This is a genomic window from Microbacterium sp. XT11, assembly GCF_001513675.1.
Classification (GTDB): domain Bacteria; phylum Actinomycetota; class Actinomycetes; order Actinomycetales; family Microbacteriaceae; genus Microbacterium.
On sequence record NZ_CP013859.1, the window covers coordinates 2,981,927 to 3,006,127 of the forward strand.

General features: G+C 68.9%; 23 protein-coding genes. 1 reads left to right on the top strand and 22 read right to left on the bottom strand.

The features are described 5' to 3' along the window. Positions 1-75: 75 nt before the first annotated feature. From dnaE to AB663_RS14205, 5 genes are all read right to left on the bottom strand, one after another. Positions 76-3,594, bottom strand: coding sequence for a DNA polymerase III subunit alpha (dnaE, locus tag AB663_RS14185; RefSeq protein ID WP_067200541.1), 3,519 nt, complete (start codon positions 3,592-3,594; stop codon positions 76-78). A gap of 96 nt (positions 3,595-3,690) precedes the next feature. After that, positions 3,691-4,263, bottom strand: coding sequence for a GNAT family N-acetyltransferase (locus tag AB663_RS14190; RefSeq protein ID WP_067200544.1), 573 nt, complete (start codon positions 4,261-4,263; stop codon positions 3,691-3,693). Positions 4,264-4,299: 36 nt separating this feature from the next. Then, positions 4,300-5,058, bottom strand: a complete 759-nt coding sequence (locus AB663_RS14195; RefSeq protein WP_067200547.1) for a hypothetical protein — start codon at positions 5,056-5,058, stop codon at positions 4,300-4,302. Continuing rightward, a complete protein-coding gene (locus tag AB663_RS14200) occupies positions 5,055-5,522 on the bottom strand; it encodes a DUF6114 domain-containing protein (RefSeq protein ID WP_232304557.1) in 468 nt (155 codons plus the stop codon). Before AB663_RS14200 ends, AB663_RS14195 begins: the two co-directional genes overlap by 4 nt. Continuing rightward, entirely contained in the window at positions 5,513-6,130 is a 618-nt protein-coding gene (locus AB663_RS14205; protein ID WP_067200550.1) for a DUF6230 family protein, read from the bottom strand. Before AB663_RS14205 ends, AB663_RS14200 begins: the two co-directional genes overlap by 10 nt. Positions 6,131-6,232: 102 nt before the next feature. Between AB663_RS14205 and AB663_RS14210 the strand changes: the two genes are divergently transcribed. Next, positions 6,233-6,832 (top strand): TetR/AcrR family transcriptional regulator, encoded by a 600-nt coding sequence (locus AB663_RS14210; protein WP_067200553.1) that lies wholly within the window; start codon positions 6,233-6,235, stop codon positions 6,830-6,832. On the opposite strand, the gene AB663_RS14215 is transcribed toward AB663_RS14210, so the two are convergent. The 17 genes from AB663_RS14215 to rsmH form a co-directional block, all read right to left on the bottom strand. Further along, on the bottom strand, positions 6,829-7,752 hold the full coding sequence (locus AB663_RS14215; RefSeq protein WP_067200556.1) for an RluA family pseudouridine synthase: 924 nt from the start codon (positions 7,750-7,752) through the stop codon (positions 6,829-6,831). The two genes, AB663_RS14210 and AB663_RS14215, sit on opposite strands and share 4 nt — an antisense overlap. Before the next feature lie 2 nt (positions 7,753-7,754). Beyond that, the gene (lspA, locus tag AB663_RS14220; protein ID WP_067200560.1) at positions 7,755-8,417 is read right to left on the bottom strand and encodes a signal peptidase II; all 663 of its coding nucleotides are present in this window, start codon (positions 8,415-8,417) and stop codon (positions 7,755-7,757) included. Between the two features lie 9 nt (positions 8,418-8,426). Next, on the bottom strand, positions 8,427-9,008 hold the full coding sequence (locus tag AB663_RS14225; RefSeq protein WP_067200563.1) for a DivIVA domain-containing protein: 582 nt from the start codon (positions 9,006-9,008) through the stop codon (positions 8,427-8,429). Positions 9,009-9,163: 155 nt separating this feature from the next. Beyond that, the gene (locus tag AB663_RS14230) at positions 9,164-9,460 is read right to left on the bottom strand and encodes a YggT family protein (protein ID WP_067200566.1); all 297 of its coding nucleotides are present in this window, start codon (positions 9,458-9,460) and stop codon (positions 9,164-9,166) included. A 3-nt stretch (positions 9,461-9,463) separates the two neighbouring features. Continuing rightward, a complete protein-coding gene (locus AB663_RS14235) occupies positions 9,464-9,937 on the bottom strand; it encodes a cell division protein SepF (protein ID WP_067200569.1) in 474 nt (157 codons plus the stop codon). A 44-nt stretch (positions 9,938-9,981) separates the two neighbouring features. Further along, positions 9,982-10,665, bottom strand: a complete 684-nt coding sequence (locus tag AB663_RS14240; protein ID WP_067200573.1) for a YggS family pyridoxal phosphate-dependent enzyme — start codon at positions 10,663-10,665, stop codon at positions 9,982-9,984. Further along, positions 10,662-11,810, bottom strand: a complete 1,149-nt coding sequence (gene ftsZ, locus AB663_RS14245; protein WP_067200576.1) for a cell division protein FtsZ — start codon at positions 11,808-11,810, stop codon at positions 10,662-10,664. Before ftsZ ends, AB663_RS14240 begins: the two co-directional genes overlap by 4 nt. A 206-nt stretch (positions 11,811-12,016) precedes the next feature. Next, positions 12,017-12,907, bottom strand: coding sequence for an FtsQ-type POTRA domain-containing protein (locus tag AB663_RS14250; protein WP_232304558.1), 891 nt, complete (start codon positions 12,905-12,907; stop codon positions 12,017-12,019). A 78-nt stretch (positions 12,908-12,985) separates the two neighbouring features. Beyond that, positions 12,986-14,383, bottom strand: a complete 1,398-nt coding sequence (murC, locus tag AB663_RS14255; RefSeq protein ID WP_067200579.1) for a UDP-N-acetylmuramate--L-alanine ligase — start codon at positions 14,381-14,383, stop codon at positions 12,986-12,988. A 24-nt stretch (positions 14,384-14,407) separates the two neighbouring features. Next, positions 14,408-15,496: a UDP-N-acetylglucosamine--N-acetylmuramyl-(pentapeptide) pyrophosphoryl-undecaprenol N-acetylglucosamine transferase gene (locus tag AB663_RS14260; RefSeq protein WP_067200581.1), complete on the bottom strand. Its 1,089-nt coding sequence runs from the start codon at positions 15,494-15,496 to the stop codon at positions 14,408-14,410. Then, positions 15,493-16,731, bottom strand: coding sequence for a putative lipid II flippase FtsW (ftsW, locus tag AB663_RS14265; RefSeq protein WP_067200583.1), 1,239 nt, complete (start codon positions 16,729-16,731; stop codon positions 15,493-15,495). Before ftsW ends, AB663_RS14260 begins: the two co-directional genes overlap by 4 nt. After that, positions 16,700-18,238 carry a UDP-N-acetylmuramoyl-L-alanine--D-glutamate ligase gene (murD, locus tag AB663_RS14270; protein ID WP_067200587.1) on the bottom strand — a complete coding sequence of 513 codons (1,539 nt, stop codon included), beginning with the start codon at positions 18,236-18,238 and terminating at the stop codon, positions 16,700-16,702. Before murD ends, ftsW begins: the two co-directional genes overlap by 32 nt. Next, entirely contained in the window at positions 18,228-19,340 is a 1,113-nt protein-coding gene (mraY, locus tag AB663_RS14275; RefSeq protein WP_067200590.1) for a phospho-N-acetylmuramoyl-pentapeptide-transferase, read from the bottom strand. Before mraY ends, murD begins: the two co-directional genes overlap by 11 nt. After that, a complete protein-coding gene (locus AB663_RS14280) occupies positions 19,337-20,749 on the bottom strand; it encodes a UDP-N-acetylmuramoyl-tripeptide--D-alanyl-D-alanine ligase (RefSeq protein WP_067200594.1) in 1,413 nt (470 codons plus the stop codon). The genes mraY and AB663_RS14280 overlap by 4 nt, the downstream gene beginning before the upstream one ends. Before the next feature lie 29 nt (positions 20,750-20,778). After that, positions 20,779-22,557: a peptidoglycan D,D-transpeptidase FtsI family protein gene (locus AB663_RS14285; protein ID WP_067200597.1), complete on the bottom strand. Its 1,779-nt coding sequence runs from the start codon at positions 22,555-22,557 to the stop codon at positions 20,779-20,781. Between the two features lie 29 nt (positions 22,558-22,586). Further along, entirely contained in the window at positions 22,587-23,165 is a 579-nt protein-coding gene (locus tag AB663_RS14290; protein WP_067200600.1) for a hypothetical protein, read from the bottom strand. Then, the gene (gene rsmH, locus AB663_RS14295; protein ID WP_067200602.1) at positions 23,162-24,100 is read right to left on the bottom strand and encodes a 16S rRNA (cytosine(1402)-N(4))-methyltransferase RsmH; all 939 of its coding nucleotides are present in this window, start codon (positions 24,098-24,100) and stop codon (positions 23,162-23,164) included. The genes AB663_RS14290 and rsmH overlap by 4 nt, the downstream gene beginning before the upstream one ends. Positions 24,101-24,201 lie beyond the last annotated feature (101 nt).

Consider the following 24,201-nt stretch of genomic DNA (forward strand, 5'->3'; position numbering starts at 1 on the left):
ATTACTCGGTGCGCCGGAGAGAGCGCTCAGGAAAGCCTGGCCATGACCGACGGTGACGGCCACGGGATGCCGGCGTCAGCCGAGGCAGGACGGGCCGAGCAGCGACTTGAGATCGCCGAACAGGTCAGCCGACACCTTCACGGGCATCGGCACATCGAACACCTTCGCAGTTCCGCCCCGGTGCACCCGCAGGACGACCTCGGTATCGCCGCGGTGGCGCCTGAGAACCTCTGCGAGGTCGGTCATGACGCTCTCTGTGGCCCGCTGTTCAGCCAGCACGAGCGAGAGCGGCCCCGACGCATCGAACGACCCGACATCCGGCGCGAACGCCGACTGCGCGTGGAGGTTCAGCCCGTCGTCGCGCCGGGAGACACGTCCGCGAACCGCGAGGATCGAGTCCTGCTGCAGGATGTGCTGGAACTCGGTGTAGGTCTTGCCCATGAACATCACGGTGACCTCACCGTTGAAGTCCTCGACGGTGATCATGCCGTAGGGGTTGCCGCTGGCTTTGGCGACCCTGTGCTGGACGCTCGTGACGAGGCCGGCGACGGTCACCTGATCTCCGTCTTGCAGGTCCTCGGAGTTGTTCAGATCGTGGATCGAGATCGAGGCGTGCTTGGCAAGGGCGACTTCGAGGCCGGCGAGCGGATGGTCGGACACGTAGAGCCCGAGCATCTCGCGCTCGAAGGCGAGCTTGTCCTTCTTGACCCACTCGGGACGGGCGGGCACCTTGGGCGGAGCGGTCTCCTCGAGTCCGTCGTACAGGCTGTCGAAGTCGAACCCGATGGCTCCCTGAGCCTCGTTCCGCTTCCGGTCCACCGCCGCCTCGACGGCATCCTCGTGGATCTCGAGCAGAGCGCGTCGGGTGTCGCCCATCGAGTCGAAGGCTCCGGCCTTGATGAGCGATTCGACCGTGCGCTTGTTGGCCACATGCAGCGGCACCTTGTCGAGGAAGTCGTGGAAGGAGGTGAACGCGCCGTCCTTGCGAGCCTCCACGATGCCGTCGACCACGTTGCTTCCAACGTTGCGCACCGCCCCGAGCCCGAAGCGGATGTCGTCGCCCACAGCGGCGAAGAAGTTGATGGACTCGGACACGTCCGGCGGGAGGACACGGATGCCCATGCGCCTGCACTCGTTGAGGTACAGGGCCATCTTGTCCTTCGAGTCACCAACGCTGGTGAGCAGCGCGGCCATGTACTCGGCCGGATAGTGAGCCTTGAGATAGGCGGTCCAGTACGACACCAGGCCGTAGGCCGCGGAGTGCGCTTTGTTGAAGGCGTAGTCGGAGAACGGCAGCAGGATGTCCCACAGCGCCTTGATCGCACCCTCGCTGAATCCGCGTTCGGTCATGCCTCCGGCGAAGCCCTCGTACTGCTTGTCGAGCTCGGACTTCTTCTTCTTTCCCATGGCGCGACGCAGGATGTCGGCCTGGCCGAGGCTGAATCCCGCGACTCTCTGGGCGATGGCCATGACCTGTTCCTGATAGATGATCAGGCCGTAGGTGGTGTCGAGGATGTCCTTGAGCGGCTCTTCGAGCTCCGGATGGATCGGAGTGATCGGCTGCTGTCCGTTCTTGCGCAGCGCGTAGTTCGTGTGCGAGTTGGCGCCCATGGGTCCTGGGCGGTACAGCGCGATGACGGCCGAGATGTCCTCGAAATTGTCGGGCTTCATCAGGCGCAGCAATGACCGCATCGGCCCGCCGTCGAGCTGGAAGACGCCGAGCGTGTCGCCTCGGGCGAGCAGTTCGTACGCGGCGCGGTCGTCGAGGGTGAGGTGTTCGAGGTCGAGATCCTCACCGCGGTTGGAGCGGATGTTGTCGAGGGCGTCGGAGATGATCGTGAGGTTGCGCAGCCCCAAGAAGTCCATCTTGATCAGACCGAGCGTCTCGCAGGACGGGTAGTCGAACTGCGTGACGATCTGCCCGTCCTGCTCGCGGCGCATGATCGGGATGATGTCGAGCAGCGGTTCGGAGGACATGATGACGCCGGCCGCATGCACGCCCCATTGCCGCTTGAGCCCTTCGAGGCCGAGCGCGCGGTCGAACACCGTCTTGGCCTCGGGATCGGTCTCGATCAGTGCCCGGAACTCGCTGGCCTCCTTGTAGCGGGGATGCGCCGGGTCGAACATGCCGTCGAGGGGCATGTCCTTGCCCATCACGGGCGGCGGCATGGCCTTGGTGAGCCGCTCCCCCATGCTGAAGGGGAAGCCGAGCACCCGGCCTGCGTCTTTGAGCGCCTGCTTGGACTTGATGGTGCCGTACGTGACGATCTGCGCGACGCGCTCCGAACCGTACTTCTCCGTGACGTAGTCGATCACCTCGCCGCGACGACGGTCGTCGAAGTCGACGTCGAAGTCGGGCATCGAGACGCGGTCGGGGTTGAGGAACCGCTCGAAGATGAGTCCGTGCTCGAGCGGGTCGAGGTCGGTGATCTTCATGGCGTACGCGACCATCGATCCGGCTCCCGATCCTCGACCGGGCCCGACGCGGATGCCGTTGTCCTTCGCCCAGTTGATGAAGTCGGCGACGACGAGGAAGTACCCGGGGAACCCCATCTGCAGGATGATGCCGGTCTCGTACTCGGCCTGCTTGCGCACCTTGTCGGGGATGCCGTTCGGATAGCGGTAGTGGAGGCCCTTCTCGACCTCCTTGATGAGCCAGCTGTCCTCGGTCTCGCCCGGAGGCACGGGGAACCGCGGCATGTAGTTGGCGGAGGTGTTGAACTCGACCTCGCAGCGCTCGGCGATGAGCAGCGTGTTGTCGCAGGCCTCGGGGTGATCGCGGAACAGCTGACGCATCTCGGCGGCGGTCTTGATGTAGTAGCCGTCGCCGTCGAACTTGAAGCGGTTCGGGTCGTCGAGCGTGGATCCGGACTGCACGCACAGCAGAGCAGCGTGGGCATCGGCCTCGTGCTGATGCGTGTAGTGGGAGTCGTTCGTGGCGACCAGAGGGATGCCGAGATCCTTCGCGAGACGGAGCAGATCCGTCATCACCCGGCGCTCGATGGAGAGCCCGTGATCCATGATCTCGGCGAAGTAGTTCTCCTTGCCGAAGATGTCCTGGAACTCGGCCGCCGCGGCGCGCGCGGCGTCGTACTGACCGAGCCGCAGGCGAGTCTGCACCTCCCCCGACGGGCATCCCGTCGTCGCGATCAGGCCCTTGCCGTAGGTCTGCAGCAGTTCGCGGTCCATGCGGGGCTTGAAGTAGTAGCCCTCTATGCTCGACAGCGAGCTCAGCCGGAACAGGTTGTGCATGCCCTCGGTGCTCTGGCTCCACATCGTCATGTGGGTGTACGCACCGGAACCGGAGACGTCGTCGCTCTTCTGGTCGGGAGACCCCCACTGCACACGGGACTTGTCGCTGCGGTGCGTACCGGGGGTGACATACGCCTCCAGACCGATGATCGGCTTCACCCCGGCGGCCTGCGCGGCGCGGTAGAACTCGAAGGCCGCGAAGGTGTTGCCGTGGTCGGTCACGGCGATGGCCGGCATGCCGTACTCGGCGGCCGCCTGCGTCATCGCGCCGATCTTGGCGGCCCCGTCCAACATCGAATACTCGCTGTGCACATGCAGGTGGACGAAGGAGTCGGATGCCATGGTTCGAGTCTACGTTCGGCCTCTGACATCGGGCGCCGACGAGCCCGGCATCCGGGTCGATCCGCTCGCGCCCCGCTCGGCGCAGGTCAGCCGCCCTCAGCGCAGGTCGAGCCTCATCAGCACGCGGGGGAACCCGTCGAGCACGGACCCGGTGTCGGCGGCCTTGACGAATCCCGCGTTCTCGAAGAGAGCCCTCGTGCCGACGTAGGCCATGGTCAGGTTGACCTTCTCCCCTACGTTGTCGACCGGATACCCCTCGATCGCCGGCGCCCCGCGCTCCTTCGCGTACGCGACCGCTCCGTGGATCAACGCGTGCGACACCCCCTGCTTGCGGAAGCCGGGGCGCACGCGGAAGCACCACAGCGACCACACGTCGAGGTCGTCGATGTGCGGGATGAGGCGGTTGCGCGCGAAGCTCGTCTCGCGACGCGGATGCAGCGCCGCCCAGCCGACGGGCTCGTCGTCGAGGTAGGCGATCACACCGGGCGGCGGGTCCTGGTGGCACAGCTCCCGCACCCTGTCAGCGCGCTCCTGACCCTTCAGGGACACGTTCTCCTTGTTGCCGATGCGGTAACTCAGGCAGAAGCACACGTTCGACGTCGGCTTCTTCGGCCCAACCAGCACGGCGACGTCGTCGAAGACGGTGGCCGGGCGCACTTCGATGCTCATGCGCACAGTCTTCCGTGAGCCGCCGACATCCGCCGCTCACGTCCCGGCCACGATGCGCTGGTCGGTGTTCGTATAGACGATCGAATCGGCGAGGGCCCCGACGAGTCCCATGGTCACGTCCAGCAGGCCCGGCTCCACATCCGTCAAAGGCGGCGGGGTGTCGGTGCCGATCGTGAGAGGTGCACCCCCCATCGACGAGCCGGTGACAGAGCCGACGTACACCGTCACGTGCCCGCGGAGCGACATGGTGTCGGCCTCCGTGACGAGCCCCGGTCCGCCCGGAGGACGGACGGTGAGCGAGAATCCCTCGATCGTGATGGCGTCGGCGCTGATCTTGAGCACGCGGATGCTGCCGCCGTCGGCGGTGGGCACACTCACGATCGAGATGCCGGACAACCCGCGGAACGAGAGGGACTCCGACCCCATGGAGGCAGGCGTCGCGGTGAACACCGGCGCGCCGGGATCCGCCGGGGCGGGAACCGGGTCGGCCGGCGTCGGGGTCGCCGAGGGATCGGCGGGGACTGCCGGGTCGAGCAGGTCGGCGTGATCGGCGGGGCCGCCCGGCACTCCGGGCATGCCGGGGACGGCGGGTGGTGCGGGGTCGGTGGGCGCCATCGGCGCTCCCGGCGTCGGCTCCGTCGGGGCGGGCTTCGGCGCGGGCCTCGGGCAGTAGATCACGGGGATGCAGATGCCCGCGTCTCGCACGCCGGGTGCCGCTGAGGCGCCGAGGATCATGGCCGTCGCCGTCAGTGCGAGCGCCAGGCCTGCGGCGAGTACGGCAGGGCGGCGGATCACCCCGAGGTCACCTCGCCCCGGTCGTCGGGGGTCGCGGTGCGGTCTCGGACGTCGGCGGGGGCGGGCTTGGGCCCCATCCACGCGACGACGAGGATGCCGCCGACCGTCGAGAGGAGCATGCCGACGAGGAACCCGCCGAGGTTGACGCCGATGAGCGAGTACATCGACACCGCGAGCGCGATGACTCCATAGAAGACGTGATGCGCCGGCATGGTGATCGCGAGGATGCCGAGCAGCACGAGAAGCACGGGGATGATCGTCGCCTGCATGCCCTCGATGCCGAGCTGCACGTGCAGGTGGCCGATGTCGAGCTGACCGGAGAAGAACAGCTCGACGCCGCCGAGGGCGACAAGGATTCCTCCGACGAACGGACGCCCACGACGCCACTCCCGGAAGCGTCCGGTGGCACGCGGCGCCCTCTTCTCCTTCTCCCCGGTCACGGCATCCGTTCCGTTCAGAAGCATCCCTGCGAACCGTCCGTGAGCTCGAGTGACATCCCCGTCAGGGTGAACACCGATGCCTGCGTGCTCCATGCCGTCTGCTGCAGATTCGTGATCGAGATCGTGTCCGAATCCTGTGCGAAATCTCCCGCGGCGCCCTTGGCCTCGGTTGCGACCGTCGACGCGTCCACACCGATGCGGATGGCACCGAACGACGCGTCGCCCTTCAGGCCGGTCATGCCGATCTGGAGGTCGCTCGCCGTCGCCGGAGCGCCATCGCCTCCCGCCTTGATGAGCACGCCGACCTTGCCGAGCGGTGTATCGGTGACGACGGCCTGACAGAGATCGCTGAACGTCGCGCTCTTGATGTTCGCGATGGCGACGGTGTGCTCCGTGCCCTCTGAATCGGTGGCGACGCCCGCGTACTGCGAGAAGCCCGTCCCCTCGAGCTGGCTGGCGGAGATCTGGAACTGGCTGCCGGAGACGGCGAACGACACGGGCACGGCGCCCTGCGCGACGCCGCCGAGGAGTCCGGCGGCGACGACGCCGACGGGGACGGCGACCAGGACGATGCGTCCCGCGTGGGATCTCGTCGCAGCGGAGAGCATGGCGGACGGTTTCGGGAACTTCATCGATCCTCCTCCTCGCGTGGACCCCTCCGTCCTCGCGATATCCCCGATACTAGTCATAATTGACTGATAGTCAATACCTGTCGTCCTGGCTAGGCTTCTCGCATGCGCGCAGAATCACGCTCCCGTCTCAGCCCTGATGAGCGCCGTGCACAGCTCGTCGCGATCGGGGTGGGATTCCTCGCCGAGCATCCCCTCGACGAGCTCACGGTCGATGAGCTCGCAGCCCGCGCCGGCGTGTCGAAGGCGCTGATCTTCCACTACTTCGAGAACAGGCAGGGCGTGAAGCGCGCCATCGTCACGACGGCCCGTGACAGCCTGCTTGTGGCGACGGAGCCCGTGGCCGAGCTCCCGCCTCGCGAGCGCATCCGGGACACGCTCCTCCGCATCGCCGGCTTCGTTCGAGACCACAGCGGGACCTTCTCATCGCTCGTGCGCGGCGTCGCCAGCGGAGACCCCGCCGTGCGAGCGATCGTCGACGAGTCGCGAGAACTCAACGCCGTGCGCTTGCGGGAGGCGCTGGCAGAACTGGGCGCGGACGACACCCCGGCCCTGCGTGTCGCCCTGCGTGCCTGGGTGTCGTTCACGGAGGAAGCCCTGCTCGAGCTGATCATCGACCGCGGCGCCGATCCCGTCGACGTCGTCGACTTCCTCGAGCACACGCTCGACGGCGTGGTCACGGCCGCAGGCAGGGCCAGGTTCTAGAGGTCCCCCCTGAGCACGTCCAGCGCGTGCTGGAAGTCCGCGGGGTACGACGACTCGAACTGCACCCACTCCCCCGTCGTCGGGTGCGTGAACGCGAGCTGGTGCGCGTGCAGCCATTGCCGGGTGAGTCCCAGCCGGGCGGAGAGCGTGGGATCGGCCCCGTACAGGGGGTCGCCGACGCACGGATGCCGGTGCGCCGCCATGTGCACGCGGATCTGGTGCGTACGCCCTGTCTCGAGGTGGATCTCGAGCAACGAGGCCCCGGGGAAAGCCTCCAGGGTCTCGTAGTGGGTGACCGAATGCTTGCCGTCGGGGGTGACCGCGAACTTCCACGAGTGGTTCGGATGCCTGCCGATCGGCGCGTCGATGGTCCCGACGAGCGGATCCGGGTGGCCCTGGACGACGGCGTGGTAGATCTTCTCGACCGTGCGCTCCTTGAAGGCGCGCTTCAGCGCCGTGTACGCCGCATCGGTCTTCGCGACGACCATGAGCCCGCTCGTGCCGACGTCGAGCCGGTGCACCACTCCCTGCCGCTCGGGGGCCCCGCTCGTCGCGACGCGGAACCCTGCCGCGGCGAGAGCGCCCACCACCGTCGGCCCCTCCCAGCCGAGCGAAGGGTGCGCGGCGACGCCTGTCGGTTTGTCGACGACGACGATGTCATCGTCGTCGTACACGATCCCGAGCTCAGGCACCGCCACCGGGACGATCCGCGGCTCCTCCTTCGGACGCCATTCGACCTCGAGCCAGCCGCCGCCGCGCAGGCGATCGGATTTGCCGAGCGTCGCGCCGTCGACGCGTACTCCGCCCGCTTCCGCCACCTCTGCCGCGAACGTGCGAGAGAACCCCAGCATCTTGGCGAGTGCGGCATCGACGCGCACGCCGTCGAGGCCGTCGGGGACGGGAAGGGAGCGGGACTCCACGCTCAGCGCTCCTCGGCCGTCGCGCCGGCGTCGGAGGCCGACGCCTCAGCATCGGCCGCGCGCCGGTCCGCCGGAGTCGCGGTGTCGGAGCCCGGCGCGGCCGCTTCGGCGGCAGCCGCCTCAGCCTCGGCATCCGTCTCGACGGGCGCGTGGTCCCGCTCACGCGTGCCGTCGAAGCGCAGGCCGAAGACGACGAGCAGCGCCACCGAGATCATCCCCGTGACGATGAAGATGTCGGCGACGTTGAAGATCGCGGGCATCATCCATGGCATGGAGATCATGTCCACGACGTGACCCATGCCGAAGCTCGGCTCGCGGAACAGCCGATCGGTGAGATTGCCGAGCACCCCGCCCAGCAGGGCACCGAGCACGATCGCCCACAGGCGCGAGCGCAGACCGAAGGCCTTCCAGACGATCACGCCGGCGACCACGGTGAGCGCGATGGTGAAGATCCACGTGACGTCACTCCCGAGCGAGAACGCGGCTCCGGAGTTGCGTACGTAGTACAGCTGGAGGAAGTCGCCGAGCACCGGGACGACCTCTTCTCGAGGGAGATTCTCGATCGTGAGGTGCTTCACGAACTGATCGGCGGCCAGCACGATCGCTGCGAGAACCGCAACGATCGCACCGGCCGCCGACCGACGAAGGGGACGGCGTCCTGACAAGAGGACGCCTTACAGGCCGATCGCGGAGACCGGCGTCGAGTCGGTCGACGCCGACTTCTCGTCGAGCTCGCGCAGCTGGCCCTCGATGTAGCCGCGCAGCTGCGAGCGGTAGTCGCGCTCGAAGTTGCGGAGCTCGGTGATGCGGGCCTCGAGCGTGTTGCGCTCGCGCTCCATGCGCGCCGTCTCCTCGCGCTGCTTGGCCTCGGCCTCGCTGCGGATGCGGGCGACCTCGTTCTCAGCCTCGGCGATGAGCTGGTTGCGCTTCGCCTCGCCCTCTGCGACGTGCTCGTCGTGCAGACGCTGAGCCAACTCGATGATGCCGGCGGTGGCGGTGGCGGATCCGGAGGGCGCGGCCTCGGCGGCAGGCGCCGGCGCGGGAGCGGCAGGAGCCTCAGCGGCGGCAGCGGGCTGCGCTGCGCCGGACTCGTACGCGGCCAGCTTGGCCTTCAGCTCCGCGTTCTCCTCGAGGGCCTTGCGCCACTCGATGACGATCTCGTCGAGGAAGTCGTCGACCTCGTCCGGGTCGAAGCCGTCCTTGAAGCGGACGTGCTGGAACTGCTTGGTGACGACGTCATCCGGGGTGAGTGCCATGGTGGCTCCTTCGATGAGTTCGGTTGCCAGTGTGGTTCTATGGCGTGGTCGTGATGTGGCGCGAACCCGGGGCGCGCACCTGGGAGCCAAGCATAGTCCCCGCTCCTGTCAGCCGCGATGCCGCGACACCCAGGCATCGCGAAGTCGCAGTCGCGTCAGATGAAGATCCGCACGACGTTCATGAGGATCAGTACGACGAGGACGGTCAGCGAGAAGCCGAAGTCCAGCGACACGGAACCGATGCGCAGGGGCGGGATGAGCCGCCGGAAGAACCGGACCGGCGGATCGGTGATCGTATAGGCGATCTCCGCGGCCACGAGGCCTGCTCCCTTGGGACGCCATTCCCTATTGAAGAGCGGGATGTAGTCGAGGATCAGGCGCGCGAAGAGCACCAGGAGATAGAGCAGCAGCGCCAGGTGGACGACGCCGGCGAGTATCGAGACAACCCCCACGGGTTACGACTGGTCGAAGCCCGCGGACTCCGGGTCAGCGTGGGCGATCCCCCCGTGGCCCGACACCGCGATGTTCTCCGGCGACAGCAGGAAGACCTTCGAGGTGACGCGCTCGATGCGGCCGTAGAGGCCGAGGGAGAGCCCGCTGGCGAAGTCGATGAGCCGGCGCGCGTCGGCGTCGCTCATCTGCGACAGGTTGATGATGACCGGCACGCCCTCTCGGAAGCTCTCCGCGATCAGCTGCGCGTCGCGGTACTGCTTCGGGTGCACGGTGAGGATCTCGTTCACTGCCCCTCCTGCGGGCTGACGCACGGCGACGGGACGACGCAACGGGGTGACCGGCGCCGGGGCCGGCTCCTCGCGCTCACGCTCGCGGTGGGCGCGGGCTGGCGCCTGCGCCGGCGTCTCGTCCTCGTAGACCTCTTCCTCGTCGGCCAGGCCGAGATACACCATGGTCTTCTTCAGCGGGTTACCCATTGTGTCCTCCGGTTCGAACGATTCGGGCGGGTCTTGGTGACAGGTTAACCCCGGTCAGGCCGGGGTCCCGTGATTGCCGAGCCGATGCGCAGGTGTGTCGCACCGGCAGCGATGGCCTCGACGAAGTCGCCGGTCATCCCGGCGGAGATCCAGTCGGCTGCGGAGTCGAGGGAACGGATGCGTTCGGCTACCGCTCGCAGCCGCGCGAACGCGGATGCGGGCTCCTCATCGAGAGGAGCGACCGCCATCACGCCGCGGAGGCGAAGCGACGAGAGGCCGAGCACATGCTCGGCGAGGGCATCAGCGTCGGCGGGGGCGATGCCGCCACGCGCCGGGTCGTCGGTGAGGTTCACCTGGACGAGCACGTCGAGACGACCATCGTCGTCGGCCGCTCGGTGCAGAGCATCCGCGAGCCGGGCGCGGTCGACCGAGTGCACGGCATCCGCGCTGCGCCGGATCGCCGAGGCCTTGTTGGTCTGCGCCTGCCCGATGAAGTGCCACCGCAGGTCTGCAAGGTCGCCGAGGTCGCCCCTCTTGGCCGTGAGCTCCTGCTGGCGGTTCTCCCCGACCTCGCGCACGCCCAGGTCATACAGGTCTTGCACGAGGCTCGCCGGATGGAACTTCGTCACCACGATCCGGGTGATCTCTCCGGGGTCGCGGCCGGCGAGCCGCGCGGCGTCGGCGATGCGTGCATCGATCGCCGACAGCCGTGCAGCCAGCTCGCTCACTTGAGGAATTCGGGGATGTCGATGTCGTCGTCCGCGAACGCCGGCTCGATGCTCGTGGTCACGCGCGGAGCGGGCTGCTCGGCATCGGTCCCCTGGGCTGCCGGAGCGCTCTCCGTCTCCTCGGGGAGCGCGACCTCGGGAAGAGTCGTCGCAGGCGCCGGACGGGACACGACCATCGGGTCGAGGCGCAGAGACGGCTCGCCTCCGTCGAAGCCCGCGGCGATCACCGTCACGCGCACCTCGTCGCCCAGCGTGTCGTCGATGACCGTTCCGAAGATGATGTTCGCCTCCGGGTGCGCAGCCTCCTTGACGAGGTCGGCAGCGTCGTGGATCTCGAAGATGCCGAGGTTCGATCCGCCCTGGATTGAGAGCAGCACGCCGTGCGCACCCTCGATCGACGCCTCGAGCAGCGGCGATTCGACGGCCAGCTCCGCGGCCTTGATCGCGCGATCGGCGCCCCGCGCCGACCCGATGCCCATGAGCGCCGAGCCCGCACCCTGCATGACCGACTTGACGTCGGCGAAGTCGAGGTTGATGAGACCGGGGGTGGTGATGAGGTCGGTGATGCCCTGCACACCGGCGAGCAGCACCTGGTCGGCGGTCGCGAACGCCTCGATCATGGAGATGCCGCGGTCGCTGATCTCGAGGAGACGGTCGTTCGGAACCACGATGAGGGTGTCGACCTCTTCCTTGAGCTTCGCGACGCCTGCCTCGGCCTGGCTCTGACGACGCCGACCCTCGAACGAGAACGGCTTCGTCACGACGCCGATGGTGAGAGCGCCGATCGACTTGGCGATGCGAGCGACGACCGGCGCTCCACCGGTGCCGGTGCCGCCTCCCTCGCCCGCGGTCACGAACACCATGTCGGCTCCGGTGAGCGCCTGCTCGATCTCCTCGGCGTGGTCTTCGGCAGCACGGCGTCCGACCTCGGGGTCGGCCCCGGCGCCGAGGCCGCGGGTGAGCTCGCGGCCCACGTCGAGCTTGACGTCGGCGTCACTCATCAGGAGCGCCTGCGCATCCGTGTTGACGGCGATGAACTCGACTCCGCGGAGACCGAGTTCGATCATGCGATTCACGGCGTTGACGCCGCCACCGCCGACGCCGACGACCTTGATCACGGCGAGGTAGTTCTGGTTCTGGCTCATTGCCGGCCTCCGAATGATTCGAGCCTGTCGTTGTGTCAGAGATTCCGCGGGGCTGAACCTTAAACCTCAACTAGAGGTGTAAAGTATTTCCGGGTATCGGTTTCTCTTGTTCGAAGGTAAGCGCCCGGCAGTCGCCCGTGCGCAGCCACGCGGGCGTGTCGCCCGTTTGGCGACGGAATCCGTCTGTGGACAGCCGCGACCTGCCGTCAGCCGATCACGGCGACGTGCGGAGAGGTGACGTCGATGGTCTTCGCCTGCGGGTTCGCACCGATCGCCTTCGCCAGCGTGATGCCCTTGAGTGCCGAGTCTTCGGAGCTCCCCCACACGACCGTGAGGCCCGAGTCGAGCAGAAGCGTCACGTCGTCGGCGGTGCTCGCCCGCACCCCCGTCAGAGCACCCCGTACGTCGGCGGGCAGCGACCGGATGACGAGCCCGGCGCTCTCGAACGCCGACGACGACGTCCCACCCGCGATCTCGAGCAGGGGCTGCCCCGCCGGCTGATCCGTCGTCGTGGACAGCACGACCCCCGCCGCGTCGACGAGGCTGTATCCGGCGTCCGAGCGGATGACGCCGACCGGGGTGCGCTCCACGATGCGCACCGTGAGGTCGTGCGGCGGGCGGGCCTCGAGCGCGTACGTCTCGATGAGCGGGAAGGAGAGGAGCGCGGCCTTCACCGCGCTGGTGTCGACGAGTGCCAGCGGAGTGCCGAGCTGCCCCGCCAGCGCCGTCTCCACCGCGCCGGCGTCGAGGGTCTTCGCACCGACCACGGTGATCTTCTCGACGGCGAACAGGGGACTGTATGCCGCGGCGAGGCTGCCTCCGATCAGGAGGAGCACAGACCCGACGGCGCTGAGCCAGACGATGCGGCGCCGCCGGGAGCGCTGCGTGAACCGACGGATCTCCGCTCGCAGCGCCTTCCTCCGCGCACGCGCTGCGCGCCACACGTCCATGGTGGACAGCGGCGCATCGGAGCCGTGCTCGAGGGCGGCGCCTTCGGCCGCGGCATCCGCAGACTCAGGGGAGGTCGTCGCCGCGAGTCGGCTGATGCGCGCCTCCGGCCGCTCCTCGTGAGCGTCCAGAGCCGCACGGGCGTCCACGGACGCACGAGCGGAGCCGCGCGGCGCGGCGGACGTGCTGTCCCTGCCGGGCGGAAGCGGGGCGGGCCGGCGCATGCGTCAGGCTCCGGACGACCGCAGCGACTCCAGCACCTGCGGGATGATCTGGTAGACGTTGCCGCAGCCGAGCGTGATGACGTAGTCGCCCTCGCGGGCCACGCTCGCCGTGTAATCGGCGGCCTCCTGCCAATCCGCGACGAAGTGCACGCGCGAGGGGTCGCGGAACGCACCGCTCACCAGCTCGCCGGTCACGCCGGGTACCGGGTCTTCGCGGGCGCCGTACACGTCGAGCATCACGGTGTGATCCGCGTGCGTCTCGAGGACGTCGGCGAACTCCCGGTACATGTGCTGCGTGCGCGAATAGGTGTGCGGCTGCTGGATCGCGATGATGCGGCCGGAGCCGGCGATGGCGCGCATGGCCTCGAGCGCCGCCCGCACCTCGGTCGGGTGGTGGGAGTAGTCGTCGTACACGGTGACGCCGCGCTCCACGCCGTGCTGCTCCAGGCGCCGGACGGTGCCGGCGAAGCCTTCGACGGCGCGCGCCGACTCCTGCAGGCCGTAGCCGAGGGACAACAGCACCGCGACCGCACCGGCCGCGTTGATCGCGTTGTGCACGCCGGGGACCGCGAGCTGCAGATGCGCCTGCTCCCCCGCCCACGTCAGCGTCGCCGAGACGGCGTCGGCCGACACGACGTCGCCCACCCGCAGGTCGGCGTCGTCGGCCTGGCCGAAGGTGATCACACGCGGATGCGAGAGACCCGCGCGCACCCGCTGCGCACCCGGATCGTCGCTGGAGATCACGACCGCCTCGGACGCCCCGTCGGCGAAGCGCACGAAGGCGTCGTGGAATGCGTCGTCGGAGCCGTAGTGGTCGAGGTGGTCGGGGTCGACGTTGGTGATGAGGGCCACCGCCGTGTCGTAGAGGAGGAACGTGCCGTCGGACTCGTCGGCCTCGATCACGAACAGATCACCGGTGCCCGTCGCGCTCGACGTGCCGAGCTGCTCGATGACCCCGCCGTTGACGAAGTTCGGGTCGGCCCCCAGCGCCTGCAGGGCCGTGACGATCATCCCCGTCGACGTCGTCTTGCCGTGAGCGCCCGCGACGGAGACCAGCCGGCGCGACCCGATCAGCCAGTGCAGGGCCTGCGAGCGGTGGATGACGTGCAGCCCCCGCTCCTTGGCGAGCACGAACTCCGGGTTCTCGGGCCAGATGGCCCCGGTGTGCACGACGGTGTCGGCGTCACCCAGGTGAGCCGCGTCGTGCCCGACGTGCACGGTCGCGCCCGCAGCCTCGATGGCACGCAGGTTCGCGCTGTCGGCGCGATCGCTGCCGGAGACGCGGATCCCCGCGTCGAGGAACATGCGCGCGAGTCCGCTCATCCCCGAGCCGCCGATGCCGATGAAATGCGCAGCGGAGATCGTCTCGGGGATGGGGAGGGAGAGGTCGGGTCTGATCATGTCTTCTTCAGTCTACTTTTCGTCTCAGCGGCGGGCCGGAGCGCCGGCGACCGCGCGGTCGATCAGCGCGATCACGTTGTCTGTGCCGCTGCGCGTCCCCACCCGCTCCGCTGCAGCGGCCATGCGCGAGCGGCGCTCGTCGTCACGCAGGAGAGGCACGACGATGCGTCGGACGGCGTCGGCATCGAAGGTCGCGTCGTCGAGGAGCTCGGCGGCACCGGCGGCCACCGCCGACGCCGCGTTGAGGCGCTGCTCGCCGTTGCCCACCGAGTACGGCACGTAGAGGGCCGGGATGCCGAGCGCGCTGATCTCGCTCACGGTCGCAGCACCCGAACGCGAGAGGATCAGATCGGCGACGGCGAACGCCAAGTCCATGCGGTCGACGTAGCGGCGCATCACGTAGCCCGGTGCGCCGGGGTCGACCAGATCGCTGCGCTCGCCCGTCACGTGCAGCAGCTGCCATCCCGCCGCCAGGACGTCCTTCCAGCTGCCCGCGAGCGCGTCGTTGAGGCGCTGAGCCCCGAGCGACCCCCCGAACACGAGGAGCACGGGGCGGTCGGCGTCCAGGCCGAAATACTCTGCTGCCTCGGCGCGGGCAGCTGTCCTGTCGAGCTCCACGACCTCGGTGCGCAACGGCATCCCGACCACTTCTCCGCCGCGCAGCGGAGTGCCGTCGAACGCCACGCCCGTCGCGGCGGCACGCCGTGCGCCGAGCACGTTCGCCAGTCCGGGCTTCGCGTTCGCCTCGTGCACCACGAACGGAACGCCCTCTCGGCGCGCGGCGACGTAGGCGGGCGCCGCGGCATAGCCGCCGAAGCCGACGACGACGTCGACGCCGCGCGTGCGGATGTACTCGCGCACGCGCGCCACGGCGCGGCGGAACCGCAGCGGGAAGGCGGCGGCGGCCTTGTCCGGCCGACGCGGGAACGGCACCTTGGCGACGACGAGGAGCTCGTAGCCGCGCGCCGGGACCAGCCGTGACTCCAATCCCTCCGCCGTGCCGAGCACCAGGACCTCGGCGTCGGCGCCGCGCGCACGGAGTCCGTCGGCGACGGCGAGCAGGGGGTTCACATGGCCGGCGGTTCCCCCACCGGCGAGCAGATACGTGGTCACCGTGTGACCTTACCCCGCCCTGCCGAACGTCCGCCGTCAGCCGCACGCGGCTCGCCTGCCGGGAGCGTGCGGGCGAACGCGAGGAGCACGCCGCACGCGATCAGCACGGCCAGGAGCGCCGTACCGCCCTGCGACATGAACGGCAGCGGGACGCCCATGACGGGGAAGACGCCGATCACGACGCCGATGTTCAGCACCGCCTGGCCGACGATCCAGACGACGATGCCGCCCGCCGCGACCCGGATGAACGGATCGTCGGTCTTGCGGATGATGTGGAACGCCCCGACGGTGAAGAACATCAGGAGAGCGAGCACGACGAGGCAGCCGATGAGCCCGAGCTCCTCGCCCACGATCGCGAAGATGAAGTCGTTGCCCGCAGCGGGGAGCCAGCCGTACTTCTCCTGCGAGTTACCGAGGCCGACACCGAAGACGCCGCCGGATGCCATGCCCCAGATGCCGTGGATCGACTGGTAGCAGTCGCCCTCGTAGTCGGCCATCGAATCGCACGTGGCCGTGATGCGCCGCATGCGATCAGGACTGGTGATCGCCAGCGCGATCACGGCGGTGATGCCGAGCAGGACCGGGATGATGAAAAGGCGCAGCTTGACGCCGGAGAAGAAGAGGCATCCGAGGAGCACCATCACGAGCACCATGGACGTGCCGAGGTCTTTGCCTGCGAGCACCGTGCCGATGGCGAGTGCGCTCACGGGCACCACCGGGATGAACACGTGGTGCCACGTGCCGAGCATCGCCTGCTTGCGCAGGAGCACGTAGGCGATCCACAGCGCGAGGGCCAGTTTGAGGAACTCCGACGGCTGCAGGGAGAACCCGGCGATCCTGATCCAGTTCCGGTTGCCGCCGTCTTCGACGCCGAGCGGCGTGAAGACGAGCAGCTGCAGGGCGACGGCGCCGAACAGCGCGGGCCACGCGAGCTTCTTCAGCACGTCCACCGGGACGCGGGAGATCACGAACATCAGCGGGATGCCGAGCACCGCGAAGAGCCCCTGGCGCAGCGCGCCGTCGAGCGGGCTCTCTCCGCGGGAGACGGCGGTCGCGCTCGTCGCCGACAGCACCATCACGAGCCCGAACACCGTGAGCAGGAGCGCCGTCGACGCGATCAGGAGGAACTCCGTCGACACCGGGGTGAATCGGCGCCCGAGGGACACCCGCGCGGCGAGGCCGCCGGATCCGGTGCGCCCCGGCTCAGAGCGCGGGGTGCGGGCCACCTGCGTCATCGGCGCTCCCCCGGTCGATCCAGTCCCGCACCGCTTCGGCGAAGCGGTGGCCTCGATCCGCGTAGCCGGAGAACTGGTCGAAGGATGCCGCCGCGGGGGCCAGCAGGACCGTCCCCTCGTCACCGGCGATCCCCGCCGCGATCTCCACGACGCGGGTCATGACCTGTCCAGTGTCACCAGCATCAACCTCGAAGACCGGCACCGCCGGCGCGTGTCGCTCGAATGCCGCGACGACGGGGGCCCGGTCGACGCCGATGACGACCGCGGCACGGGCAGTCACCCCCACGTCCGCGACGAGCTCGGCGATGTCGACGCCCTTCAGATCCCCGCCGACGACCCAGACCGCTCCGGGGTAGGCCCGCAGCGACGATGCCGCGGCATGCGGGTTGGTGGCCTTCGAGTCGTCGACCCAGGTGATGCCGGCGTGTCGGGCGATCACCTGGATGCGGTGCGCATCGAGGCGGAACTTCTGCAGTGCGGAGTGGATGGCCTCCGGTTCGACACCGAGGGATCGCGCGAGAGCGCTGGCCGCGAGGATGTTCTGCACGATGTGCGGAGCGGCGAGCCCTGCCTCCTCGAGGTCGTGCAGCGTCGTGAGCTCCAGGGCGCTGCGCCGGCGGTCGTCGAGGAAGGCACGGTCGACGAGCAGGCCGTCGACCACGCCGAGGTCGCTGGGACCGGGGATGCCGAGATCGAAGCCGATCGCGCGCGCCCCCTCGATCACGTCGGCCTCCTCCACCATGCGCATGGTGGCCTCGTCGGCCTTGTTGTACACGCACGCGACGCGGGTGTTCCGGTAGACCTGCGCCTTGGCGTCGCGGTACGCACGAGCGCTGCCGTGCCACACGAGGTGGTCGTCGGCGAGGTTCAGGCAGACAGACGAGTAGGGCACGAGCTGCCCCTCGAGGTGCGACTGGCCGATGTACCAGAGCTGATGGCTGGAGAGCTCGACGACGAGGACGTCGAAGCCCGCGGGGTCGCGCACCGCGTCGAGCACGGGCACGCCGATGTTGCCGCACGGAGCCGCACGCAGCCCGCCTTCGACGAGCAGCGTCGCGGTGAGTTGGGTGGTCGTCGTCTTGCCGTTGGTTCCCGTGATGAGCACCCAGTCGGCCGGCGTTCCGTCGGGTCTCGTCACCTTGTCGCGCACGCGCCACGCGAGCTCGACGTCTCCCCACAGCGCGATGCCGGACTCCTGCACCCACCGGATCACCGGATGCGACGGCGGGAACCCTGGGGACGCGATGACGACCTCCGGCTCGAAGTCACGGAGCGCGCTCGGCACCTCGGCGAGCGGCCCCAGTTCGAGCCGCGCTCCGATCACGGGCAGCAGGCGCGCGTACTCCTCCTCGGCCGACTCGCTGAGGACGAGCACGTCGGCGCCGAGCTCGGTGAGCGTGTCCGCGACGGAGAAACCGGTCATCGACAGGCCGAGCACGGCGACGCGCAGTCCCGACCAGTCGGCGTTCCAGCTGGTGAGGCCCTGCAGACGGGCATCAGCTGACACGAGTGAGCCATTCGACGTAGAAGAGACCGACGGCCGAGACCGCGAGCAGACCGGCGATGATCCACAGGCGCACCACGATCGTGACCTCCGACCACCCGCGCATCTCGAGGTGGTGGTGGAACGGGCTCATGAGGAACAGCCTCTTGCCGCGCGTGATCTTGAAGTACGCGCGCTGGAGGATGACCGAGCCGGAGGAGAGCACGAAGACGCCGGCGATGACCAGGAGCAGCAGCTCGGTGTGCGTGAGGATCGCGAGGGCGGTGATGACGCCGCCGATCGCCATGGAGCCGACGTCGCCCATGAACACCTTGGCCTTCGGCGCGTTCCACCACAGGAAGCCGATGAGGCTGGCGGCGAAGGCCGCGGCGATGACGGCGAGATCCAGCGGATCGCGCACCTCGTAGCATCCGCCGATCGCCGCCTTCTCGATGGATTCGCCCACACAGGACTGCTGGAACTGACGGAAGGCGATGAGCCCGTACGACGACACGACAAGCACCCCGGCACCGGCGGCGAGCCCGTCGAGCCCGTCGGTGAGGTTGACGCTGTTCGACGTCGCGACGCCGATCACCGAGATCCACACGATGTAGACGATCCAGCCGATCACGACCCCGAAGAAGAAGAAGTTCAGCCAGGGGATGTCTCGGAACAGCGAGACGGCGCCGGATGCCGGTGTCTGCCCCGACCGGTTGGGGAAGTTCAGCGCGACGATGCCGAACGGGATGATGACGAGGAGCTGACCGAGCACCTTGCGCCAGCCGGACAGGCCGAGGCTGCGCTGGCTGCGCACCTTCATGTAGTCGTCGATGAAGCCGACGACGCCGAAGCCGACCATCAGCCAGATGAGGAGCAAAGCCGACAGGGAGGGCGTCCCGCCACCAACGTACACACCCGTGAAGTACCCGACCATGGTGCCGACGATGAAGATCACGCCGCCCATGGTGGGGGTGCCGCGCTTCGCCTCGTGGCTGGGGTTCTCGATCGCCTCGGGAGTGCGGATGACCTGACCCCAACCCCACTTCCGGAAGAGCCGGAGGAAGACGGGGGTCAGGAACAGTGTGAAGGCGAGCGAGATGGCCGCCGCCATGATGAGGGACCTCACGAGAACAATTCTCCCAGACGATCACCGAGATGCCGGAGGCCCACGGAATTGGACGACTTCACGAGCACGCGGTCCCCGTCGCGCAGCTCCGAGCGGAGGTACTCGAACGCGGCGTCCTGATCGGGGAGGTGCACGGCCTCGCCGTCCCACGACCCCTCGCCCACCGCAGCGAGATACAGGCGGCGCGCCTCGGGGCCGACCACGACGATGCGCTGGATGTTCAAGCGCACCGCGAGCAGGCCGATCCGGTCGTGCTCCTCGCCAGCCGTCTCGCCGAGCTCGCTCATCGCGCCGAGGACGGCGACGGTGCGCTCCCCCGGACCCGTGATCTGCGCGAGGGTCCGCAGGGCTGCGGCCATCGAGTCGGGGCTGGCGTTGTATGCGTCGTTGATGATGCGCACCCGGTCGTTGCCGAGCGGCTGCATGCGCCAGCGCTCCGCGATGTCGAGGGTCTCCAGTCGGGAGACGGCATCGGGTGCCGAGACGCCGAGCACCCCGGCGGCGGCGATCGCGGCCATCGCGTTGTTCACGTGGTGCGCACCGAGCACGCGCAGGCGCAACGGGGTGCTCTCCCCTCCCGCCTCGATGGTGCAGGTCGTTCCCGAGGCCGAGACGGTGATGTCCCGGGCGCGCACATCCGCGGCCGAGGCCTGGCCGAAGCCGACGACGGTCATGCCGCGCGATCGAGCCAGCTCGCCCATCGCGGCGACACGGGGGTCATCGAGGTTCAGCACGGCCGTCCCGCCCTCGCGGGCCGCTGCCACGAGCTCGGACTTCGCCTTGGCGGTCGCCTCGATTCCGCCGAAGCCGCCGGCGTGCGCCATGCCCACCATGAGCACCACGGCGACGTCCGGCTCGACGAGACCGGCGAGTCGTGCGATGCTCCCGGGCGCATCTGCGCCGAACTCGCTCACGAGGTACCTGGTCTCATGCGTGACGCGGAGCATCGTGACGGGCGCGCCGACCTCGTTGTTGTACGAGTTGATCGGGGCGACGGTGGGCCCCTCGTCGGAGAGGATGCGGGCGAGGAAGTTCTTCGTGGTGGTCTTGCCGTTCGAACCGGTGATGCCGACGATCCGCAAGCGGCCGCCGGCGCGCACTCGCGCGACGACCTCGCGCGCCAGGTCCGCGAGCGCGGCGACGGCGCCGGGGACGACGATCTGCGTCACGGCGACCTCGACCGGGCGCTCCACGATCGCGAGCACCGCACCCGCCTCCACCGCCTGGCCGACGAAGCGGTGCCCGTCGGTCTCGGCGCCGGGCTTGGCGACGAATATGCCGCCCGGGCGCATGGCGCGCGAGTCGGTGTCGACGACACCGTCGACGACGGTCTCGGCGGTGTCGTTTCCGGCGAGGCGCAGCTCACCGCCGGTGGCGGCGGCGATCTCAGCGAGCGACAGGGCGATCATGGAGTCTCCAGGCGCGGCGGAAGCCGGCTCTATTCGAACTTGGGAAGAAGGGCGTCCATCGGGGTGGACGACGGCATCACGCGGTAGGTCTTCATCACCTGCGTCATGGCCTTCTGGAAGGCCGAGGCGGTGGCCGCGGACGATGTAACTCTAGTCGGCTGATCGAGGGTCACGATCACGACGTACTGAGGATCGTCGACCGGCGCGAAGCCCACCATGCTCGTGTAGTACACGCCCGCCTTGTATCCGCCGTGCCCGTCGGGGATCTGTGCCGTACCCGTCTTGCTCGTCACGCGGTAGCCGGGAACCTGGATGCGCTCAGCGTTGCCGCCCTGCACCGCGACGTTCTCCAGCATGCGCGTGAGCTCTGCGGCGGTCTCCGGCTTGATGATCTGCTTGCGGGCAGGCTCAGGCGCCTTGTGCACCGTGCCGTCGGCATCCGTGCACGACTCGATCAGCGACAGGTCGATCTTCTCCCCGCCGTTGGCGATGGCCTGGTACGCACCCGCCACCTGCGGCGCGGTCACCGTGAAGTGCTGACCGAAGGTCGTGGTGTACAGCGACTGGTTGTCCCATTCGCTCGTCGGATGCAGCTCGCCCCCGCTCTCGCTCGGGAACCCGACCGTCGGAGTGCCGACGCCGAAGCGCTGGAGGTAGTCGTACCGCACGTCGGGACTCACCATGGTGCCGAACTTCGACAGCGCGACGTTGGAGGAGTCGATCAGGGCGCCCGCGAGGGTGTAGTTGTACGTGGGGTGCACGAACGCATCGTTGATCACGGCCCCGTTGGGGAACTTCTCGCGTGAGGGAGCGCTGACCGTGGGGCTCGTCGGGGTGACTCCCGCGTTCTCCATCACGGCTGCGGCCGTCACCGGCTTGAACGTCGAACCGGGCTCGAACGGATATGTGAACAGCTTGCTGCCCCAGGTGTCGGGCGACGACGCGTCGAGGTCGTTGGGGTCCATGGTCGGCCATTCCGCCGCGACCCGGATCTTGCCGGTCTTGACCTCGACGACCGTCACGGTGCCGCCCTGCGCGCCCTGCGCCTGAGCTTCTTCGGCGATCATCTGCGTCATGTACCACTGCAGGTCGCTGTTGATCGTCAGCTGCACGCTGCCGCCGTCCACGGCGTCGACGACGCGCTCGCTCCCTGGGATCACGACGCCGTCCTTGCCCCTGCGGTAGCTCTTCTCGCCGTCGGTGGGCGCGAGACACTGGTTCTCCATCTTCTCGATGCCGGCCTGCGCGCTGCCCTCTCCGTCGAGGTAGCCGATCACGTTCCCTGCGACGGCTCCGTTCGGATACACGCGGGTCTCACGCGGGTCGACGTGAAGGTAGGGCAGCTTGAGGTCGCGCAGCGCGATGTACTGCTCGGTGTCGAGCCCGTTCTTCAGCTGGTACCACCGTGTGTCGGGGTTCGCGGCCAGCGCGTCGGCGACGCCGGTGCGCAGCTGCTCGGCGTCGAGCCCCATGATCTCGGCGATGCGCGTCGACGCCTCCGCCCACGGCAGCTTGGGCGGATTCTTCTCGTTGCCTTCGACTGCTGACATCGCCTTGGGGTCGATGTTGGCGTCGTAGACCATGACGCTCTGCGCCAGCACGGTGCCGTCTGCGTCGACGATCGAACCCCGCTGGCCGGGGATGGAGCTGCCGATGCTCAGGTACTTCATGGACTGTGCCACGCGCTCGTCGGCGCTGACGACCTGGATGTCGACGAGGCGCACGATGAACGCCGCGAGGATCGAGAGGATGACCGCCAGGGCGACGACGGTGCGTCGCCGGGGACTTCGGGTGGCTCGTGTCGTCATGGACTCTCTCCGTCGGTCTCGTGGGCGGCTCAGTGGGTGGTCGGGCTCGGAAGTCCGTCGGTGATGGCAGGTGGCAGCTGTTCCGTGCTGGGCGTCGCGGCACCGTCCGGGTCATCATCCGTCTCACCCGCTGTCGCACCGGCGTCCGGATGCGTGAGCAGCGCGTTGCCCACGGCGCCCGATCCGTTCGGATCGATGGTCGACGACCATCCGGCGCCTGTGCCTGCGCCGAAGACGGCGCCATCGCTGAGCCGGAGGTACGACGGCGACCCGGCGACGACCATGCCGAGGGCTGCGGCGCTGCTGGCGAGCGCCTGCGGGGAGCTCACGCCGGTCAGCTCCTCCTGCAGCGCCTCGGTCTGGAGGGTGAGGTCACGCTGCTGCGAAGAAAGGGTGGCCAGGGTGTAGGAGTCCTGGGTGATGGCGAGCGAGAGTCCGATCTGCGCCGCCCCGATCGCCAGCGCCCCGGCGAGGGCGATGAGTGCGTACACGAGCTTCGGCTTGCGCCGCGCGCGGGCTCCGGTGACGGGTTCGAGGCGCGGTCGCTGCGTCGGCGTCGGCTGCTGCAGGGCGACGCGGGGCGTGCGGATTGCGGCGTTGAGGCTCATGCGCTGTCTCTGACCTTCTCGGCTGCGCGCAGCCGCACCGGGATCGCACGCGGGTTGCGCGCACGTTCGTCGTCGTCGGCGAGCTCCGCTCCCCGGGTGATGACCCGGAAGCGCGGAGCGTGTTCGGGGAGCTCGACCGGGAGGCCGGCGGGGGCGGTCGATGCGGATGCCGCGGCGAACGCCTGCTTCACGAGGCGGTCTTCGAGGGACTGGTACGACATGACCACGATGCGTCCGCCGACGGCCAGGGCGTCCATGGCGGACGGGATCGCGTCGGCGAGCACGCTGAGCTCGGCGTTCACCTCGATGCGAAGCGCCTGGAACACGCGCTTCGCCGGGTGCCCGGCGCGCTGCGCTGCTGCGGGGGTCGCGGCGACCAGCACGTCGACGAGTTCTCCCGAGCGGGTGATCGGCCTCTTCTGCCGTGCTTCGACGATGAACCGGGCGTAGCGGGCTGCCAGCTTCTCCTCGCCGTAGCGCTCGAAGATGCGCCGGAGGTTGCCTTCGCTGTACGTGGCGATGACCTCGGCCGCCGTGATGCCGGCCGTCTGGTCCATCCGCATGTCGAGAGGCGCGTCCTTCGCGTAGGCGAACCCGCGCTCGGCTTCATCGAGCTGCAGAGAGGACACGCCGAGGTCGAAGAGGATGCCTGCCGCACCCTGTGCGTGGAGGCCGATCTCGTCGTACACGGCGTGCACGAGCGTGATGCGGTCACGGAACCGGGCGAGCCTCTCCCCCGCGATGCGCAGCGCGTCGGTGTCGCGGTCGAGCCCGATGAGACGGATGCCGGGGAAGCGCTCGAGCAGCGCTTCGGAGTGCCCTCCCATGCCGAGGGTGGCATCGACGAGCACGGCGCCGTCCTGTTGCAGGGCGGGCGCCAGCAGCTCGACGCAGCGCTCGAGCATGACGGGGGTGTGGATGTCTCGGAGGTTCATGATCTTTCTCGGGGCGACCTTCGGCTCTGATCCCCCTCCGCTTCGCGACCCGGCACCGGGGAAGTGTGTCGGGGCGGGAGCGGCGGGGCATCACAGCCGCG

Coding starts and splice junctions, on each gene's coding strand:
- ftsZ (WP_067200576.1), bottom strand. CDS start 11,810: ATGAGCCAGAACCAGAACTACCTCGCCGTGATCAAGGTCGTCGGCGTC.
- AB663_RS14210 (WP_067200553.1), top strand. CDS start 6,233: ATGCGCGCAGAATCACGCTCCCGTCTCAGCCCTGATGAGCGCCGTGCA.
- AB663_RS14225 (WP_067200563.1), bottom strand. CDS start 9,008: ATGGCACTCACCCCGGATGACGTCGTCACCAAGCAGTTCCAGCACGTC.
- AB663_RS14235 (WP_067200569.1), bottom strand. CDS start 9,937: ATGGGTAACCCGCTGAAGAAGACCATGGTGTATCTCGGCCTGGCCGAC.
- AB663_RS14190 (WP_067200544.1), bottom strand. CDS start 4,263: ATGAGCATCGAAGTGCGCCCGGCCACCGTCTTCGACGACGTCGCCGTG.
- ftsW (WP_067200583.1), bottom strand. CDS start 16,731: ATGACGCAGGTGGCCCGCACCCCGCGCTCTGAGCCGGGGCGCACCGGA.
- AB663_RS14205 (WP_067200550.1), bottom strand. CDS start 6,130: ATGAAGTTCCCGAAACCGTCCGCCATGCTCTCCGCTGCGACGAGATCC.
- AB663_RS14285 (WP_067200597.1), bottom strand. CDS start 22,557: ATGACGACACGAGCCACCCGAAGTCCCCGGCGACGCACCGTCGTCGCC.
- AB663_RS14280 (WP_067200594.1), bottom strand. CDS start 20,749: ATGATCGCCCTGTCGCTCGCTGAGATCGCCGCCGCCACCGGCGGTGAG.
- murC (WP_067200579.1), bottom strand. CDS start 14,383: ATGATCAGACCCGACCTCTCCCTCCCCATCCCCGAGACGATCTCCGCT.
- rsmH (WP_067200602.1), bottom strand. CDS start 24,100: ATGAACCTCCGAGACATCCACACCCCCGTCATGCTCGAGCGCTGCGTC.
- AB663_RS14290 (WP_067200600.1), bottom strand. CDS start 23,165: ATGAGCCTCAACGCCGCAATCCGCACGCCCCGCGTCGCCCTGCAGCAG.
- AB663_RS14200 (WP_232304557.1), bottom strand. CDS start 5,522: ATGCTTCTGAACGGAACGGATGCCGTGACCGGGGAGAAGGAGAAGAGG.
- dnaE (WP_067200541.1), bottom strand. CDS start 3,594: ATGGCATCCGACTCCTTCGTCCACCTGCATGTGCACAGCGAGTATTCG.